Annotated in this window: 18 protein-coding genes and 1 pseudogene; 3 read left to right on the forward strand and 16 right to left on the reverse strand. The window is 42.8% G+C overall.

Annotated features, from left to right (window positions below):
* From glpB to P7F88_RS07610, 3 genes and pseudogenes are all read left to right on the forward strand, one after another.
* Nucleotides 1-1,341 carry a glycerol-3-phosphate dehydrogenase subunit GlpB gene (gene glpB / locus P7F88_RS07600; RefSeq protein ID WP_277823363.1) on the forward strand — a complete coding sequence of 447 codons (1,341 nt, stop codon included), beginning with the start codon at nucleotides 1-3 and terminating at the stop codon, nucleotides 1,339-1,341.
* Nucleotides 1,338-2,585, forward strand: coding sequence for an anaerobic glycerol-3-phosphate dehydrogenase subunit GlpC (glpC, locus tag P7F88_RS07605; RefSeq protein ID WP_277823365.1), 1,248 nt, complete (start codon nucleotides 1,338-1,340; stop codon nucleotides 2,583-2,585). Before glpB ends, glpC begins: the two co-directional genes overlap by 4 nt.
* Before the next feature lie 175 nt (nucleotides 2,586-2,760).
* Nucleotides 2,761-3,416: pseudogene (locus tag P7F88_RS07610) on the forward strand (esterase/lipase family protein).
* 101 nt (nucleotides 3,417-3,517) lie between these two features.
* On the opposite strand, the gene P7F88_RS07615 reads toward P7F88_RS07610, so the two are convergent.
* The 16 genes from P7F88_RS07615 to P7F88_RS07690 all read right to left on the reverse strand — a co-directional run bounded on the left by P7F88_RS07615 (nucleotide 3,518) and on the right by P7F88_RS07690 (nucleotide 16,251).
* A complete protein-coding gene (locus P7F88_RS07615; protein ID WP_277823367.1) occupies nucleotides 3,518-4,183 on the reverse strand; it encodes an OmpA family protein in 666 nt (221 codons plus the stop codon).
* A 19-nt stretch (nucleotides 4,184-4,202) separates the two neighbouring features.
* Nucleotides 4,203-5,141, reverse strand: coding sequence for a vWA domain-containing protein (locus P7F88_RS07620; RefSeq protein WP_277823369.1), 939 nt, complete (start codon nucleotides 5,139-5,141; stop codon nucleotides 4,203-4,205).
* Entirely contained in the window at nucleotides 5,132-5,557 is a 426-nt protein-coding gene (locus P7F88_RS07625; RefSeq protein ID WP_277823371.1) for a TadE/TadG family type IV pilus assembly protein, read from the reverse strand. Before P7F88_RS07625 ends, P7F88_RS07620 begins: the two co-directional genes overlap by 10 nt.
* A 2-nt stretch (nucleotides 5,558-5,559) precedes the next feature.
* On the reverse strand, nucleotides 5,560-6,150 hold the full coding sequence (gene tadF / locus P7F88_RS07630) for a tight adherence pilus pseudopilin TadF (RefSeq protein WP_277823373.1): 591 nt from the start codon (nucleotides 6,148-6,150) through the stop codon (nucleotides 5,560-5,562).
* Nucleotides 6,147-6,659 (reverse strand): TadE family protein, encoded by a 513-nt coding sequence (locus P7F88_RS07635; RefSeq protein WP_277823375.1) that lies wholly within the window; start codon nucleotides 6,657-6,659, stop codon nucleotides 6,147-6,149. The genes tadF and P7F88_RS07635 overlap by 4 nt, the downstream gene beginning before the upstream one ends.
* Complete coding sequence (locus tag P7F88_RS07640) at nucleotides 6,656-7,504, reverse strand: tetratricopeptide repeat protein (protein ID WP_277823377.1); 849 nt, start codon at nucleotides 7,502-7,504, stop codon at nucleotides 6,656-6,658. Before P7F88_RS07640 ends, P7F88_RS07635 begins: the two co-directional genes overlap by 4 nt.
* Entirely contained in the window at nucleotides 7,504-8,106 is a 603-nt protein-coding gene (locus P7F88_RS07645) for a type II secretion system F family protein (RefSeq protein ID WP_277823379.1), read from the reverse strand. The genes P7F88_RS07640 and P7F88_RS07645 overlap by 1 nt, the downstream gene beginning before the upstream one ends.
* Before the next feature lie 271 nt (nucleotides 8,107-8,377).
* Nucleotides 8,378-9,295: a type II secretion system F family protein gene (locus tag P7F88_RS07650; protein ID WP_277823381.1), complete on the reverse strand. Its 918-nt coding sequence runs from the start codon at nucleotides 9,293-9,295 to the stop codon at nucleotides 8,378-8,380.
* On the reverse strand, nucleotides 9,292-10,578 hold the full coding sequence (locus tag P7F88_RS07655; RefSeq protein WP_277823383.1) for a TadA family conjugal transfer-associated ATPase: 1,287 nt from the start codon (nucleotides 10,576-10,578) through the stop codon (nucleotides 9,292-9,294). The genes P7F88_RS07650 and P7F88_RS07655 overlap by 4 nt, the downstream gene beginning before the upstream one ends.
* Nucleotides 10,579-10,580: 2 nt before the next feature.
* Entirely contained in the window at nucleotides 10,581-11,822 is a 1,242-nt protein-coding gene (locus tag P7F88_RS07660) for a CpaE/TadZ family protein (RefSeq protein WP_277823385.1), read from the reverse strand.
* A 9-nt stretch (nucleotides 11,823-11,831) separates the two neighbouring features.
* Nucleotides 11,832-12,332, reverse strand: coding sequence for a hypothetical protein (locus tag P7F88_RS07665; protein ID WP_277823386.1), 501 nt, complete (start codon nucleotides 12,330-12,332; stop codon nucleotides 11,832-11,834).
* The gene (locus tag P7F88_RS07670) at nucleotides 12,329-13,663 is read right to left on the reverse strand and encodes a type II and III secretion system protein family protein (protein ID WP_422127631.1); all 1,335 of its coding nucleotides are present in this window, start codon (nucleotides 13,661-13,663) and stop codon (nucleotides 12,329-12,331) included. Before P7F88_RS07670 ends, P7F88_RS07665 begins: the two co-directional genes overlap by 4 nt.
* A 10-nt stretch (nucleotides 13,664-13,673) precedes the next feature.
* Nucleotides 13,674-14,474 carry a Flp pilus assembly protein CpaB gene (gene cpaB / locus P7F88_RS07675; RefSeq protein WP_277823388.1) on the reverse strand — a complete coding sequence of 267 codons (801 nt, stop codon included), beginning with the start codon at nucleotides 14,472-14,474 and terminating at the stop codon, nucleotides 13,674-13,676.
* Nucleotides 14,475-14,485: 11 nt separating this feature from the next.
* Complete coding sequence (locus P7F88_RS07680; RefSeq protein WP_277823389.1) at nucleotides 14,486-14,908, reverse strand: prepilin peptidase; 423 nt, start codon at nucleotides 14,906-14,908, stop codon at nucleotides 14,486-14,488.
* Nucleotides 14,909-14,916: 8 nt separating this feature from the next.
* Nucleotides 14,917-15,138: a Flp family type IVb pilin gene (locus P7F88_RS07685; protein WP_277823391.1), complete on the reverse strand. Its 222-nt coding sequence runs from the start codon at nucleotides 15,136-15,138 to the stop codon at nucleotides 14,917-14,919.
* A 447-nt stretch (nucleotides 15,139-15,585) separates the two neighbouring features.
* Nucleotides 15,586-16,251, reverse strand: coding sequence for an OmpA family protein (locus P7F88_RS07690; RefSeq protein ID WP_277823392.1), 666 nt, complete (start codon nucleotides 16,249-16,251; stop codon nucleotides 15,586-15,588).

Consider the following 16,251-nt stretch of genomic DNA (forward strand, 5'->3'; position numbering starts at 1 on the left):
ATGATGAACTACGACGTAATAATTATTGGCGGTGGTGTTGCAGGCTACTCAGCAGCTCTTAAATGTCTGGAAAACGGCCTTAAAACAGCGGTAATCAGTAGTGGACAGAGTGCTCTGCACTTCTCGTCAGGCTCGATTGACCTACTTACACATTCGCCTGTAACAAACAAGCCGATAAGAAAGCCGCTTAAAACGATTAAAAAGTTGGAAAGCGAGCTTCCTTCTCACCCGTATGCAAAGCTTGGTGCAACAAAAGTAGAAGAAGCACTTAACTGGTTCCAACAGAAAATGGAGCAGCAAGGCTTACCATTGTATAAGCAGGATAACGGTGATAATCATTACCGTATCTCGACGATGGGCACACTTAAGCCAACCTGGTTGTCACAACCTTTTGTTAAGCAAATCGACTTTGACTTTAAGGCTCTGGAAGGCATCAAGCGAATCATCATGATCTCTATGGATGGATTCAGAGATTTCCAGCCTCAAATCGCGAAGGATAATATCGGAAGATACGCAGAGTTTAATGGTATTGAGATTCGAAACGCCAGTATTAGTCTGACAGCGTTTGGACAACTTAACCGTAACCCATGCGATTTTCGCTCCATTGATATTTCAAGAATATTGAGAGACGAAGTCCAATTTAAAGAGTTCGCTAATCAGCTAACCAACGCTGCTAACCCTGATGATCTGGTTGTACTGCCTTCCATTATGGGTAATGGCGATGGGCTCAGGCTGATGGGCAAGCTGAAAGAGTACACTAACCTTCAGTTCCATGAAGTTCCTACTATGCCTCCTTCACTGTTAGGTATAAGAATTGAAGATGTGCTGATGCGCTCGTTTATTAAGAATGGCGGTAGCCTACATAAGGGTGACGAAGTACTAAAAGGTAATTTCGAAGAGCGCGATGGCGAACTGAAACTGACCAGAATCCACACCAAGAAAATGGGTGACCTTACTTTGGGAGCAGACCACTTTATATTCGCAACGGGTAGCTTCTTCAGCAAAGGATTAGTCGCCCACCAGCAAAACATCATTGAGCCGGTATTCAATCTTGATATGTGTGATATCGGTAAACGCTCAGAATGGCACCAGAACGACTTCTTCAGTCAGAGTCCTCATGCATTCCTAGGATTCGGCGTAAAGACAGATGAAAGGTTCTTACCTTTTGTTGAAGGCAAGAAGGTGAACAACCTGTTCTGTGCAGGTTCCATTCTGGCTGATTACAACCCTGTCGCACACGGCTGCGGTAGCGGTGTTGCTATTAGTACTGCGTGCAATGCCGTAGACAATATCCTTCAGGAGTTACAACAAGAAATGCATATGAAGGAGGCGACAGCATGAACATCGCCCAAAGAATCCCAACCAGATCAATAGATCCTGTCGACAATCGCGATACTACGTTTGATCACTGTATCAAGTGTACCGTTTGTACCGTGTACTGCCCTGTCGCCAAAGCAAACCCTGAATATCCAGGACCTAAACAATGTGGACCAGACGGCGAACGTCTGCGTATTAAGAGCCCGGATTTTTACGATGATATTTTAAAACTATGTACCAACTGCAAACGCTGTGAAACTGCATGTCCTTCAGGCGTTCGCATTGGTGACATTATTGCCGTTGCTCGTGGTGAGCATGGCAAAAAACCAGTGAACCCTAAAACCGTTCGGGACTTTGTATTAAGTCATACCGATCTGTTTGGCTCAATAGCAACGCCAGTTGGCTCTATCGTTAACAAGATGACTGAAATTCCTCTTGTTAAAAAGGTGATGCATAAAACCATTGGGGTTCACGACCATAAGTCACTACCTAAGTACTCTCACGGAACATTCCGCGGCTGGTATAAGAAAAAAGCACCAGACCAGTCGATATACCAAAAACACGTGAGCTACTTCCATGGCTGTTATGTTAATTATAACCACCCACAGCTTGGTAAGGACTTCCTAAAAGTAATGAACGCAATGGACTATGGCGTTCAGCTGCTGGATAAGGAAAAGTGTTGTGGTGTTCCGTTAATCGCTAACGGCTTCCATGCTAAAGCGAAGAAGAACGCAGAGTTTAACGTTAAGAACCTGGAAAAAGCAGTGGAAGGTGAAACTCAGGCGATCCTTTCAACCTCTTCAACCTGTTGTTTTACGCTACAGGACGAATATCCGCACGTTCTAGGTGTGAACAACGATAAAGTCGTCAACAAAATCAGCTTCTTCAGCCGTTTCTTACTTCAGGAATTTATGAATGGAAACATACCTAAGATGAAGCCTTTGAATAAGACTATTGTTTATCACACGCCTTGTCACCTCGAGCGTAGCGGTGAAAACGTGTTTACCATCGAACTGCTTAAGATGATTCCTGGCTTAAATGTCGTTGTACTCGACAGTGAGTGCTGTGGTCTTGCTGGAACGTATGGCTTTAAAGAAGAAAACTACGACGTTTCTATGAGAATTGGCGCAAGTCTGTTTGAGCAAATAAACAGCTCAGATGCCGATTATGCCATCACCGATTGCGAAACCTGTAAATGGCAGATAGAAGAAAACACGAAACTAGACTGTATCCACCCGATTAGCCTTATTGCAGAAGCATTAAGCTGATTTTTAACGCAAAACTAAAAACTGTACCCCCTCGATGTTTTGCTCTTTGGCCTCCATTGGAGGCCATTTTTTCATACTAAAACTTGTCCCTCTACGAATTTTTTCCGTGACTCCATTGCCCCGCTATCAAATCACCATATAATAATTTCAGGGTTATGCTAAAGAAGGAAGTAGTGTGAACATAGTTATCTTACATGGTCTCTATATGCACGGTGTGGTAATGCAGCCTTTAAGCCAGAAGCTACAGGCTCTGGGTTATTCTACTCAAATCGTCAGCTATAACACTGTCTCGATCAATGAAGAAGAACTATTTCAGGATATAGACAACGCACTGGAAGATTCGGAAAACGTGCTATTAGGGCATAGCCTCGGTGGCATTATGATTAAACGTTATTTAGCCTCACGTAAACCTCCGGTCGAGAAAATTTCCCATGTCATTGCCCTCGCCTCCCTATTAAAGGCGCTTCAATTGCCGAGAAGCTTCAGGGGTTAGGATTGGGAGCGATGCTCGGCAACTCTGTAGAGCACGGGTTAGAGCTTCATGAAGATACCTGGGACTATCCACAATTGCTTGGAAGCATTACCGGCAACGTATCCGTGGGGGTTCGCCCTATATTAATTGGTAGTGACAGCTGTGACGGAACCGTCACCGTCGAAGAGACAAAGATAGATGGGATGACGGATCATGTTGAAACTAAAAATAGCCACTCGAGATTTTATTTTAGCTCTGAAGCGATAAAGCAGATAGATCACTTTATTAAGAATAGCCATTTCACTACTGATGACGGCTCTTTGCACCGCCATTCCCGCGAAGGCGGGAATCTGGATTAATAATAATGTGGATCCCTGATTTAGCAGGCCCGCGGCTAGCGGGATGATAGACCTTGTTATAACTCCAGTCCAGCTCTATCAAAGAGCCGCTAGACATCTAGCTACTCAGCTTCAGTAGCCTTAATTATCTCGACCCGCCTGTTCTGCTTTCTTCCATCGGCAGTGTTATTGCTGGCTATCGGCGTGGTTTCACCTTTCGATACTGCCGTGATACGCGACTTTTCGACACCACCGTTGGCAAGGTAGCTCTTAGCAGCCTCTGAGCGCTTCAAACCCAGAGAGAAGTTATATTCGTTGCTACCGATATTGTCCGTGTGCCCCTCTAAAAGAAGGTCTGATGGTGAACTGTCTAGAGTCTGAATCACTGAGTTAAGGACATACTGTGATTCACGGGTCAAATTCGCTTTATCGAAGTCAAAGTAGACCCTGGCAAATACATGGCCATCCTGATACATCTTCACGCTGCCTTTTGATAACAGGTATTCCGCACACTCTGATGTCACCCCCATTTTTAGCATCTCTTCAGACACCAGATTTAACGCTCCCTGATAATCACTTTCTGACTGCAACAAAGCAAAAGGCCCGGCATTCAGATTAACCTGGGTAGCCTGCCCTACTTTCATCGTTTCCTGAGTGTTCACCTCTTTCTTTGCACAGAAGAAGCTAATAGAGTCATCTACTCTTTGCATCTCGTCCGCATACGCGCCAGTAACAGAAGAGGCTGCAATCAGCAGTATCGGTATTAATTTTAAGTTCCTTTCTGACATGTTTTGTTCCTTTCTATTACTAGTTTTTCAAGTAGCCAAATTCATCACTGATAAGCTCCAGGATTCGTTGTAAAACCTCATCCTGATTCAGAGCTTTGTATACATTAGATTCTCCAGCACAATCTCTAAGTGCTGTATTTTTCGAGACCTCGTAATTAAAGCCAATAACCGCTATGGTAGAAGACACATTTTCATATCGACCATCACCATCAGGGTCTACCTCTAACTTGTTCAGGTAACTCGTAATCTTGGTACAAAGCCCGTTATTAACCAGTAACGAAGAGGTATATCTAGAGTTGTCTAAACCATCTGATAACAGGATGATTAAACGCCTCGGGTTGGATCCTTTTGCAGCCAACTGCGCCCCTCTGACCAGGCCCTGATAAGAAGAAGTACCGTGTTCGGGGTAAAAATCTGATATATGTTTATTAAATGTCGCATAATCTTTGGTTAAGGGTAAATCGTAAAAATAAAACGGATAATCCTCATATAGATCATCAAAATCATGCTGCGCCTTTATTATTCTTCCATGATTATCTATATAAAGTCTTATTAGGTCACTACAGCCTGTTTGCTCCTGAAAAATCTGGGCTTCCGTAAAACTATTCTCATTAAACCAAACGGGTTTCTTTAAACAAAGAATTCGATTGTAAATTTCCTCGTTGTAGTAAAATCTCCCAGAGTAAGCTAAATGGCTGGTTTTATGGTTATACCCCACAAAGGCCACGTAACTATCCCCCATATAGTCGAAACTATTATAACGCTCGAGTTCATCTGTAATACCTTTGATGATGTCGACCAGGTTTAGGTACTTTCTTTTTGTACCGCTCCAGTAATTGTACATAGAGCCGGAATAGTCAGAAACCAGTACAACATCGATTGCAGAGCTCTGGTATTTAATCGCAGAACCAGAAGAAGCAACCTGAAAGTCGTCGCCAAATGTGGTTTCTATTGGCAACCATGTATCATGTTTGGTGCGGGCCTTAATAGTAAATTGATAATATTGTGGGCCCCCTTTGCGAGTCCTTTCACACATTCGTCTATGTCTTTACATTCTTCTTTTTCTATATCCAGAGAAATAATGTTACTCATATCCGTCATATAGTGACTTACATACGCCTTAGCGATGGTCTGATTTGATTTACTGCCTTTCCCAAGATAAGTAAAATCACTGTTGTCAGCACTATCATCAACATTGGGGTCATTTCTCGCAGCTACAGCTAAGGTTGCCGCTTCAATAGCATCATCCAACCTTGCTTTGCTTTGTAGTGCTCTGGAGCCATCGGTAGCCAAACTCATCATCATCCATAAGGCAGGGAATACAATAGCCACAATCAAGGCTGCATGTCCCTTCTGTTTTCGGATGTTTCTCATATTTACCTCCCCGGAATCGAAGAACCGGAAACGACCGTTGAAAAGCCAACACCTAAAACAGACGAAACAAAATCCTCGGTATCCCAGCAGAGTGTCACTCTGTATATTGGACTAATGCGATTCCAGGTGGTCTCAACACTTAATCGGCTTGTCTCATCTTGTTCTATTTGCTCCAATGTCAGGGGAAGCGGGCAACCAGTATCACTGCCAACTGCCGATTGCTTATAATGAAACGGGGTGTAAATCGGGCCAAACCCTAAATCGACAACCTCTTCGATAACCATCCCAAATCGTGGTTCGACACCATCATTATCACGATCAAAATCTGCTACTGTTCGTTTTAGGGAATTAGACGCGATAATAAATAACTGATCTGCTTGTGCTTGCGTCAGGTTAAAGTTCCCACCGTATAACTGAGTTCTTTCCTTGGCCAAACTCGCCACTGAAAAAGAGAGCCTGTCCAATTTGCCTTTAATCGATAACTTTATAGTCACATCGATTGAAAACAGAAAAAGCGCGCCTAAAACTAAGCTTAGGATGGCAAATTCAACCACAAATGCGCCTTTTTGCTTCCGTTTTACTGAGCTAATCAAAACGCAGACCTTTGATATTCTTGAATAACAATCACTTCTCTGGCAAACACCGTGTTCCCACTAGTCAAGAAGGTAAAAAGACCGCCATAGTCGTAGGTGATGTAATAAATAGCGATGGCCTGCAAAGTCTCCTCGCCGCATATAGCCTCTGCTGCTGCACCAGAAATAGTTGGGGACTTGCATGGAGCCATTTGCATCTCAAGGGTAGGTAGATCATTCACATAACTCACTCTGATCTTGAACTTTTCTTTTTCAAGCAACTTACCCCAAAACGCACCATCGCCACCTTCGCCGACACCGTATAAAGTTTCTTTAAACACCGTCAGGTAGTCTTCCCCCTCTTTCTTTGCCTTGCGTGAGGATTGAGCGATGGCGTAATCACATACCGAAGAGATATAAGAGATATAGTTAGCTTCAAACCACCCCATTAATAGGGTCCAAAAAGCCATGAAGCTTAGAGCAAACTCGATACTGACAACGCCTGCAATTTTTCTTTTTTGACGTCTCATTGCTCAACCTCTTCTAAAACAATCGTATCTATTGCTCTTGCTTCTGAATGCCTGATTTCGCCTTTTGCAGGCTTACGATCATTTCGCAGTGATACTTCCTGGTGATTGATTTCGCTATTCGTTTTTCGAAGTGCAATATAAATTTTCTGAGCCTGATTTGTCGTATAGCCTTTCGTTTTTAGTACTTCCTCCAGGGGCTTGTACATCCCCAATTTTGCGTATGCCAGTACCAGGTTGGATAGCACCTCGGTATCTTCATTACCCTTTTCATAGATAGAATAAAGCCGACCGACAGCTTCTTGATAGTTGCCCTCAATCAGGTCAAGAACTGCCAGGTTGTTTTTTATGGTTATATCATCGTAGAAGTGCTTTCTTGCTTGTAGAAAATAGTAGCGAGATTTTTGGTAATCGCCTTTTTCTGCCCATATTAGACCTAGTAAGTTTTCTGCCTCAGCCATCCTAGGTTCTAACTGTAAGGCTTTCACTGCATGGCGATAAGCAGACTCAACCTTGCCCTTAGAAAAGTCTATTTTCGCCCTAAGAAATAACACCTTAGTTTGTTGTGCAGAGTCAGGGATAATTTGCTCTACATGAAACGCAGCAGAGTCATAATCCTTAGCATCAACATAAGCTGAGATCAACTTAATTCGGATATCTGAGGACTCTTGCTTGCGAAGTGATTCTTTATAGAACTCAATCAGCTTGCCTGTATTATTGGTACTTAACAGAAGCTCTTCGCGAGATTTAAAACTGGCATTGTCCGCAAGCTCCTGCTGAGTTTGAGTCGTAGAGGTAACGCATCCACACAGTAATAACACCACAGGCAGTATAAATAACCATCTCATCACATTAACCTCACCACACTTGGAGCAATGATCAGAATGACGATCGGAAACATAATAAACAGCACCAGCGGGACCGACATCTTTGCTGACAGCTTTCCGACCTTCTCTTCCAACCCTAACATCTGAGCTTCACGAATATCGGTCGCTAGTGTTGTCAAAACCTGATAGATAGATGAGCCATACTGCAGGCTTTGGTTAATGGTCATGACAAAGCTTCTTACTTCAGGAGTAGGAACTCTTTCATATAATTCATCTAATGCGGTACCCAATCCAACAATTCTGGCTCTATCATTGGTTTTCTTAAGCAAGTAAGCCAGGTTTTTATCAAAGCCCGCAATCTCGCCAGATAGATACCCCATAGTAGACTCAATCGTCATTCCGGTTTGAACACACACCGCCATAAGGTCAAGAAGATAGGGTAATTGGTTGGAAATTTGGGTTCTGATTTTGTTTGCACGAGCAGATAGGTACATATCCGGCAGAATGATCACCGCAATAATCCAAAACAAGCCTCCTAGGATAACTTTCCTAGGCTCATTACTGCCGTGTAAGAATAGGGCAACTGATGCAACAACACCCAGTGCCAATAGAGTGTACTTCAACGGAAGAAACAGGTACGACCAACGCGTGTTGTATATTCCTGCGGCCCAAAGTTTAGCCTCAATTTCATCCTTTGAAGCAGCAACCAGCCCGGTGACCGCTAAACTGTACTTATGAAGTAAGTTGTGTCTTTGTTTTTTGGAATCTTCCGTTATCAGACCAAGGTTATTCAGTTTTTTCTTCTTTTTAGAGCTGATATCGAAGAAATAGCCATCAAAAAAACACCCAGGACGAGTAGGAGTAGAAAGGCTAATTGAGCGTAAGAAGCGTTCATTATCTAACCCCTCGCATTAATCCCCATACAATAACTAACCCGATTGCTTCACTTATTAACATGTAGAAAAGAATGGGCCGACCATCAGGATCAAACATTATGAATTCGTAGTTTTGGGGGGATATGTACTGCAAAATAATCAGAAAGATAAACGGTATAACTCCAACAATTTTGGCTGATGTCCGAGCTTCGGCCGTTAACGCATATTTCTTTTTTTCCAAAGCCTTAGCATTTGCCATGACCCGATTTAGTTTAGTCATTATTTCTTTAAGCTGTCCCCCTCTTTGCATATTGGCACGCAATGTAATGACAAAAAACTGGAAAGCAGGGTAAGGGAATCGCTGCACTGATTTTCGAAACACGTCTTCAGGGTGTTCCCCCATCTGTAGCCTGTCTCCCATTTTCTTAAACTCAGCGCCAACCGCTCCATCCAGGTTTTTTCCAACATAAATAATGGCATGCATAATACTTTCACCAGAGGAAACCGCACTGGCAAGGATGTTTAACGCGTCAGGAAAGGCCTCTTCAAATTTCTTTCTCTCTCGGTTTTGCAGCCAGGTAATCCCGGCTATCGTCGACGCTATCAGGCACAACGTTAGTACCAGGTAGATATTGCTCCGAAAAAAACGTTCATTCACCTCAATACCGATGACTACAACTATTGAATAAAAAAGCCCTAGTTTAATCACAGCAAGACTGCCGATCTGCGTCATCAAGTTGCTCACAAATCGTTTTAGCCTCTTTTGAGCAGTCAGCCCTGATAAGGAATCGAGATCAACTGCAGAGTCAACGTCAGCCATGCTGTAGACCTTGACGGTTTGGTTATACTCCTCGAAAAAATTGTGCTTTGGCTTCCGGGTGTACAAGCCAAATACAATCAGAAAGACACCGAAGCAAACTAGCAACACATAGATCATGTATGAACCTCATGTGCTGCAAACAGTGAATCCAATTGTTTTTCTAAACCAAAATAGCGGGATTTTTCGACCAGAACTGAACGCTTCATTAAGCCAGCTGTCACGAAATTACCTTCTACACGCTCAGCATCAGCAGTAATCTGATTGGGCTTAAAGCGGAAAATTTCTTCCATAACCACGTTTGAACCTTCCAGCCCCACCACTTCTGAAATACTCATAATTTTCCGGCTACCATCATGCAGTCGACTAACCTGAATCACTAAATCCACTGCGCTGACAATACTCCTTCTGATCGCTTCCAGGGGTAGGTTATTAGTCGCCATCATTACCATTGATTCCACACGCGCAAGTGCATCTCGTGGCGTGTTTGCATGGAGAGTAGACATAGAGCCATCGTGACCCGTGTTCATTGCCTGCAACATTTCGAACGCTTCAGCACCACGACACTCCCCTACAACGATTCGATCTGGCCGCATACGCAGGGCGTTAATAACCAAATCTCTCTGGGTGATCATGCCCGTATTTTCAATACCTGCGGTTCTGGTTTCCAGGCGCACCACATGGGGTTGGAGTAATCTTAATTCGGCCGCATCCTCAATAGTCACTATCCTTTCTTTAGGCGAGATAAACTGAGACAAAGCGTTGAGCATGGTGGTTTTACCGGAACCAGTACCACCGGATATCAGAATGTTCAGGCGACACCGAGCAGCGATCATTAACAGCTGAGCAATTTCCTGACTCATTGCACCAAATTCGACTAGCTTAGGCAGATCAATCGACTGCTTTTTAAATTTTCGAATTGAAATAGAGGTGCCATCCAATGCGATTGGTGGAATAACGATATTCACACGGCTACCGTCCAACAACCTAGCATCACAAAGTGGACGTGAATCATCGACCCTTCGGCCGATACGGCTAGCGATTCGTTTAGCGATTTCCAACAACTGGGCTTCATCGATAAAGCTAATGTTAGCTTTGTCTACCAGGCCGTTTCGCTCTATAAACACATTTTCCGCACCATTGATCATAATGTCGGTAATGGATTCATCTTCCATCAAAGGCTGTAAAGGCCCCAGCCCCTGAAGTTCGTCGACAAGACTTTTTACAAACTCGTTGCGTAAAATAGTGGGTACAGATAAACCATCTTTGTCGACCAGAACGTCAACCGCTTTCGATAGTTGTTGAGCCAGCTGAGCGCTTGTTAGCGTGGTTATTGCTTCAGGTGCTAGCGCATCAAAAATCTGTTTTCGAATACGCTTATAGATCTCCTTTGCATCACTCATGGCTAACTCCTAAGCCATGAGGGTAAAAAGCTACCTGAGGTTTTCTTTTCTTTACCAATGATCTTGGATGCCAGCCTTTCTATGGCTTTTGCGGGTTTTCCTCGCTGTTGCCAAATCCGCTTATTATCAAGAAGAAGCGCATCTAGTTTTTTTACATACGGTATTTCCACATCAACAGGTTGGCGCAAAAATTTGTCGATCTCCTCCTGACTCACCGTGGCACAACTGTCAGGAATCGTTCTGTTTAATACAAAGATCAGTCTTAATTTTTCATTGTTACTGGCATCCAGAATACGCTTACGTATTTTGGCTGCTTCTCTAACCGCTGAAACAGTTGGACTAAATACCAAAACGATACAATCTGAGCGTTCTGCTACCATCTCATAGGTGATCGTCTGGCTACATGATGAAGAGATATCATCAAGAATAAAGTTGACATCCTCAGCTAAGAACTCAGTTACCGTTTTGGTATAACAATGAACCTCTTCATCCGGAAGATCTTCTGATGCCAATGACAACACAGAAAGAAATTTTGACTGGCGCGTAAGCATGCTTTGCGATGTCGTACTGTCCAGGCTACTGATAAAATTGCCCGAACGAACTTGACGTTTCTCGAATTTTTCTATGCCAAGCATGATATCCAGGTTACCGCCGTGGTAGGCGTTATCCACCATAACACAGGAAGAGCTTTTATCTTCAGAAAGCACATAACCGATTTCAGATGCAAGAAACGTAGTACCTACTCCGCCTTTACAGCCGACAAAGCTGATCTGCTTGGCGATCCTTTTTTTACCCAGACCTTTATTACGGTTTCTGTTTTCAGCAACGCCTTTAACAAACTCGGTCAATTCCTGCTTGGTTATCGGCCAAAAAAGGTAATAGAACCCTAACTGTTTGAGATTTCGAATGGTCGAAATGGCGTCCTCACTTCCCACAACTATGACTGATGCATCGTTTGGTAATAGGTGATTTACCTTCTCCGCATCTTTGATAACATCTTCGCTATCATTAAGTTCGAGAATTACGATTTCGACCTTCCGATCTCTTACATATTGTTTGATATCTTCTTCATGGTTAGGTTGTATCGCGGGTTCAGGCATACCTTCAAAACGGTGAGCCTCCAGTACAAGAGAACGACAGTCTTCGGTTTGATAAAACAGTACCGTCGAGGAGTCCGTAGCCGACTGCTTCGACGAGGAAGATGAATTTGGGTCGGTTTTAAGAATATCTGCTAAATCGAACATTGGAGTAACTTACTTTTTAATCAGCATTTTTTCTGGATTGACCATTGACTGCCACCTGGCATTCTGTACATAACAACCATTGGCCTCTCTGCCAAAGTTACCAATGGCTTCATAACCACATGCACTCACTATCACTTTGTTCACTACGGTTTCTAACCTTAAGTCCTCAGGAAACTCCAGGTCGGTCCCCCGATCCGGTGATTTAGTTACATAAAGCTTTTCGCTGTCAATGCCCTTACTTAGCAGATAGTTGGCGTATTTATCTGCCAGTTTTTTACCCGATTTACTGCTCCAATAGATATTCACGGCCTGAGTAGCAATGATGTCCCAGTGTTTGTTCACGTACTTATCCAGCTCATCCCAGGCTTGCCTGGTCTTGTTGCTTTTTATATCAATATCAATGGAATAAGTAATTGGAACTACCTTCAGCTCAGTACCACGGCGCTCGTCCACACGCTCAGCACAAGCCGTCAGTCCAATGCAGATTAGAGGAAGTAATAGTTTTCTCATTGTTTGAATCCTCCTGTTGCCAGGATTTGATCAGCCCACTTGTCGCCAGCCCGCTTATAGCGGTGCTCAATTGCAAAGAAGCGCCTTAGATTATGTGTTTTATGCATGGTTGGAAGCTGTATGCTAGATGGTTGAACTGGCTGTACCAGGTTCACTGTAGCGACAATAATTAGCTCAGTTTTATAACGCTTTGTTTCTGTATGTCTGAAAAGCGCACCAAAGATAGGGATATCGCCGATATAAGGAATTCGTTGTAGTGTCTCTTGCTCTTCTGTGCTCAGCAAGCCACCTAATACAAAGCTCTGACCATCGCCAAGCTCAACGGTTGTTCTCGCTCTTCTTGTGGTAAGTGCAGGAAGGTCATAAGAAGCGTTACTGTAGGTGTTATCCAGAGCGCTTACCTCTGGCATCATGGATAATTTTATTTTGTCATCACTTAGCACTTTTGCCATCAACTCGAGACGAATACCATATTCACGGTATTCAACGCTTGTAGCACCGTCTAAAACGGTGACTACAGGTAACTCCCCACCAGCCAAAAAGCTTGCTGTCTCACCGGAAATTACCGAAAGATTTGGCTCAGCTAGGACCTGCCCTACATTATCGTTGCCAGTAGCAGAAATAACAGAGAGGATATCGTCAGCGCTAAAGTTAGTTAGGTAATCAACAAAAACACCGGGAGCCTGCCCTTCACTGCCCAGTTGTATACCAAAGCTCTCTAGGAACGAATGAGAAACCTCTGCTACCGTGAGTTTTACATTGACCTGCTTGGTCGCAACAACTTCTATATTGTTAACTAGCCCTTCAAACTTATACTTTCGCATAAAGTCCATTTCATAGTTCTCTTCGCCAAGATCCCACTCAACGGTTGTAACTTCAGCGTTTTTGCCTAACAACTCACCAGCCAGGTTATAAATATCTTCACGCTCCTGATCTGTTGAAACAATCCCGCTAAGCACGGCTTGCTCACCTAGGTTATAAATGACGACATCCGCATTAGGGTGCTTTAACTGTATTTGCTGTTGAATATGCTCCAGGCTTTTGTTCACCAGCAGTTTTCGGCTGATCAGTGTTTCGCCTTGTTCGCCAAAAATCAGAAGGGAAGCGCTGCCTATTTTTTTCCCAAAAAAGACAACCTTGTTGTCCTCAATGACCTGATAATCGGCCACATCCGGATTCGATATGAACACTGAGCCAATCTCCTGAGATGTGCTCAGGGTCTGCGCCTCTCCCTCGGATAAATTGACAATTTTTGCAGCGAGAGCCTGCTGACTAACCAACATGAGTACTGCACTCACCCAGGTCAGAAGTCCCTTTAGTCGTGAATCCATATAGTTCGCCTTATCTGATTTTTGAATCGCTGGAGCGATATTCTCTTATCGCTTTATAACTTGGTAATACGTCGCCAGAGTTGGCTTTGAGTAGCTCTGCCTGAGCTTTGCCTACGGATTTATGAACTTCCAGTTGAGCGATGTTTTTGGCAATAAGTAACCTTGCCAATTGCTTTCTGGTCAGTTCTATGATGAGAGTGACACCAGAACTGTCGTTAATAACCTTTAACTCATCGGCAGCTTCTTTGCTTTGAATTTTTATTACCCGGACAGCTATTAACACCGGAGAAATAGATACCGACTCGTATCCGTTAACACTTGATTCAATAGCCAGGTTTTGGTTGGTTGAAGACAGCGCGATAATGTCTACTAGAGAGTCATTTTTGATTAAACCACCAACGATGGTTTGCGGATCCACCTCTATCGCGTAAGGAACCATCCCATCTGAGATGGTTAAATCAATATAGTCATTATCATCCGGACCAACAAAACTGGACTGCCGGACAACCTCGCCCGCTTCTATATCTGTCCCTGCGACCATATATGGAATAAACTCAAGCGAGATATTTTCGATTACACCTAGCGCATGGGCTGTTTCTTCTGGCAATAGCTCGACCTTTAAGTCAGAGCGCATGACTTTCTGACCTGAAACCAATTGCTGCTTGCTTGTCCAAACTCGTATTTTGTTTTCTTTTTTTATTGGTGCTGAAACAACTGCTGGCTCAGGTGGTGGCTGCCGACTTTGGTTAAGGCCATATAGACCTGAACCAATAGCAATAAGAGCCGCTGGTAGGATTATTTTTAAATTCATTTATACCTCGGCTACTGTAAAAAAAACACTGTCATGCATCCCAGAGATATAGGAACACCATAGGCAATTTTTTTTGGAAAATTCATGCCAGATAATTTACAAACAGCAATCATCAATAATACTTGAACACAACCCAAAGCCAATACCAAAACTAATGTAAAAATATAATTTTCATGATTAATTAATGGCGATAGTGCTGCCATTAATTTAGCATCTCCTGCCCCCCAACATCCCAAAGACCAAGTGAGCATGCCAAAAAAAATCACTGGAAGAAACCAGATCAAATTAATATAACTTTCACTAATATGACAATGTAGAAAAACAGCAAATATAAGAACAATAATTTTCTTATTGGAAATAATGTTGGTTTTTAGGTCAGAAATACAGATGGACACTAATACAAGTAAAATAATTATTCTTAGTATAATGTCCATATTGTATTTTAGTTGCTCCGCGAACCACCAAGCGCACTTAACAAGTTATCATAGGCTGCAGTTAATTGAGCAGTAATGCCTGTATCTCCACCTCCTGTACCAAAGAATAGTAAAAGTACGCCAGCAATAGCACCACCGATTACTGCATATTCAATTGCAGTAACGCCGCGCTCATCATTTTTAAATTTTTCCAACGCTACTCTTGCTTTAACGCAAATTGAAAATAACATTATTTACCCCTAATAAATCAATAAAGATAGATTAATATATTTCAGACAGGCTTATCATCGGTAATCAATTCACACAAATAGAATGCATGATACTAAAGCTGCTATCAGAAAGTTCCTTAAATTTATATCAACCCAATATAAAACTCTCCATCTAACCAAATCGCATACAGTTAAACAACTTTAAACAACGTAGCTAAGACAGAGTGAAATATACGGTGTTAAGTTCGAATTAATATAAATCCAGCGGTTGTTACCACTAAATTTAATTATTCACATTAAAAGATTTACTTCAATTAGGTGCAGTATTCTAAAGATTATATTTTAGAGTTATATAACGAAATTTAGTGATAAGAATATGGAAAATGTAAATATATGTAAAAACTGAAGTTAGAAAGTATATAGGCTGGTTTTAGAAAGGCTCGACAGGTCGAGCCTTTTGTTTGATTGTTACTCACTATTTGTGTCTTTAATTATCTCGACCCGCCTGTTCTGCTTTCTTCCATCGGCAGTGTTATTGCTGGCAATCGGCGTGGTTTCACCTTTCGATACTGCCGTGATACGCGACTTATCGACACCACCATTAGCAAGGTAGCTCTTAGCAGCCTCTGAGCGTTTCAAACCCAGCGAGAAGTTATATTCATTGCTACCGGTACTGTCCGTGTGCCCCTCTAAAAGAAGGTCTGATGGTGAACTGTCTAGAGTCTGAATCACAGTGTTAAGGACGTACTGAGATTCACGGGTCAAATTCGCTTTATCGAAATCAAAGTAGACACGAGCAAATACGTCACCATCCTGATAGGTTTTGACATTCCCTTTGGAAAGCAAGTACTCCGCACATTCAGAGGTAACTCCCATCTTAAGCATCTCTTCAGACACCAGATTTAACGCTCCCTGATAGTCGCTTTCTGACTGCAGCAAAGCGAATGGGCCGGCATTCAGGTTAACCTGAGTTGCCTGCCCTACTTTCATCGTCTCCTGAGTGTTCACCTCTTTCTTGGCACAGAAGAAGCTAATAGAGTCATCTACCCTTTTCATTTCATCTGCATATGCGCCAGTAACAGAAGAGGCTGCAATCAGCAGTATCGGTATTAATTTTAAGTTCCTTTCTGACAT

This window comes from Vibrio hannami (assembly GCF_029589055.1).
Lineage (GTDB): Bacteria > Pseudomonadota > Gammaproteobacteria > Enterobacterales > Vibrionaceae > Vibrio > Vibrio hannami.

What these genes read in the sequence shown, in the direction of transcription:
- P7F88_RS07640 (WP_277823377.1), bottom strand. Translation starts at nt 7,504, where the DNA reads ATGAGATGGTTATTTATACTGCCTGTGGTGTTATTACTGTGTGGATGC.
- P7F88_RS07615 (WP_277823367.1), bottom strand. Translation starts at nt 4,183, where the DNA reads ATGTCAGAAAGGAACTTAAAATTAATACCGATACTGCTGATTGCAGCC.
- P7F88_RS07690 (WP_277823392.1), bottom strand. Translation starts at nt 16,251, where the DNA reads ATGTCAGAAAGGAACTTAAAATTAATACCGATACTGCTGATTGCAGCC.
- P7F88_RS07685 (WP_277823391.1), bottom strand. Translation starts at nt 15,138, where the DNA reads ATGTTATTTTCAATTTGCGTTAAAGCAAGAGTAGCGTTGGAAAAATTT.
- P7F88_RS07625 (WP_277823371.1), bottom strand. Translation starts at nt 5,557, where the DNA reads ATGAGAAACATCCGAAAACAGAAGGGACATGCAGCCTTGATTGTGGCT.
- P7F88_RS07670 (WP_422127631.1), bottom strand. Translation starts at nt 13,663, where the DNA reads ATGGATTCACGACTAAAGGGACTTCTGACCTGGGTGAGTGCAGTACTC.
- P7F88_RS07680 (WP_277823389.1), bottom strand. Translation starts at nt 14,908, where the DNA reads ATGGACATTATACTAAGAATAATTATTTTACTTGTATTAGTGTCCATC.
- P7F88_RS07635 (WP_277823375.1), bottom strand. Translation starts at nt 6,659, where the DNA reads ATGAGACGTCAAAAAAGAAAAATTGCAGGCGTTGTCAGTATCGAGTTT.
- P7F88_RS07650 (WP_277823381.1), bottom strand. Translation starts at nt 9,295, where the DNA reads ATGATCTATGTGTTGCTAGTTTGCTTCGGTGTCTTTCTGATTGTATTT.
- P7F88_RS07665 (WP_277823386.1), bottom strand. Translation starts at nt 12,332, where the DNA reads ATGAGAAAACTATTACTTCCTCTAATCTGCATTGGACTGACGGCTTGT.
- glpC (WP_277823365.1), top strand. Translation starts at nt 1,338, where the DNA reads ATGAACATCGCCCAAAGAATCCCAACCAGATCAATAGATCCTGTCGAC.
- P7F88_RS07655 (WP_277823383.1), bottom strand. Translation starts at nt 10,578, where the DNA reads ATGAGTGATGCAAAGGAGATCTATAAGCGTATTCGAAAACAGATTTTT.
- glpB (WP_277823363.1), top strand. Translation starts at nt 1, where the DNA reads ATGATGAACTACGACGTAATAATTATTGGCGGTGGTGTTGCAGGCTAC.
- cpaB (WP_277823388.1), bottom strand. Translation starts at nt 14,474, where the DNA reads ATGAATTTAAAAATAATCCTACCAGCGGCTCTTATTGCTATTGGTTCA.
- P7F88_RS07660 (WP_277823385.1), bottom strand. Translation starts at nt 11,822, where the DNA reads ATGTTCGATTTAGCAGATATTCTTAAAACCGACCCAAATTCATCTTCC.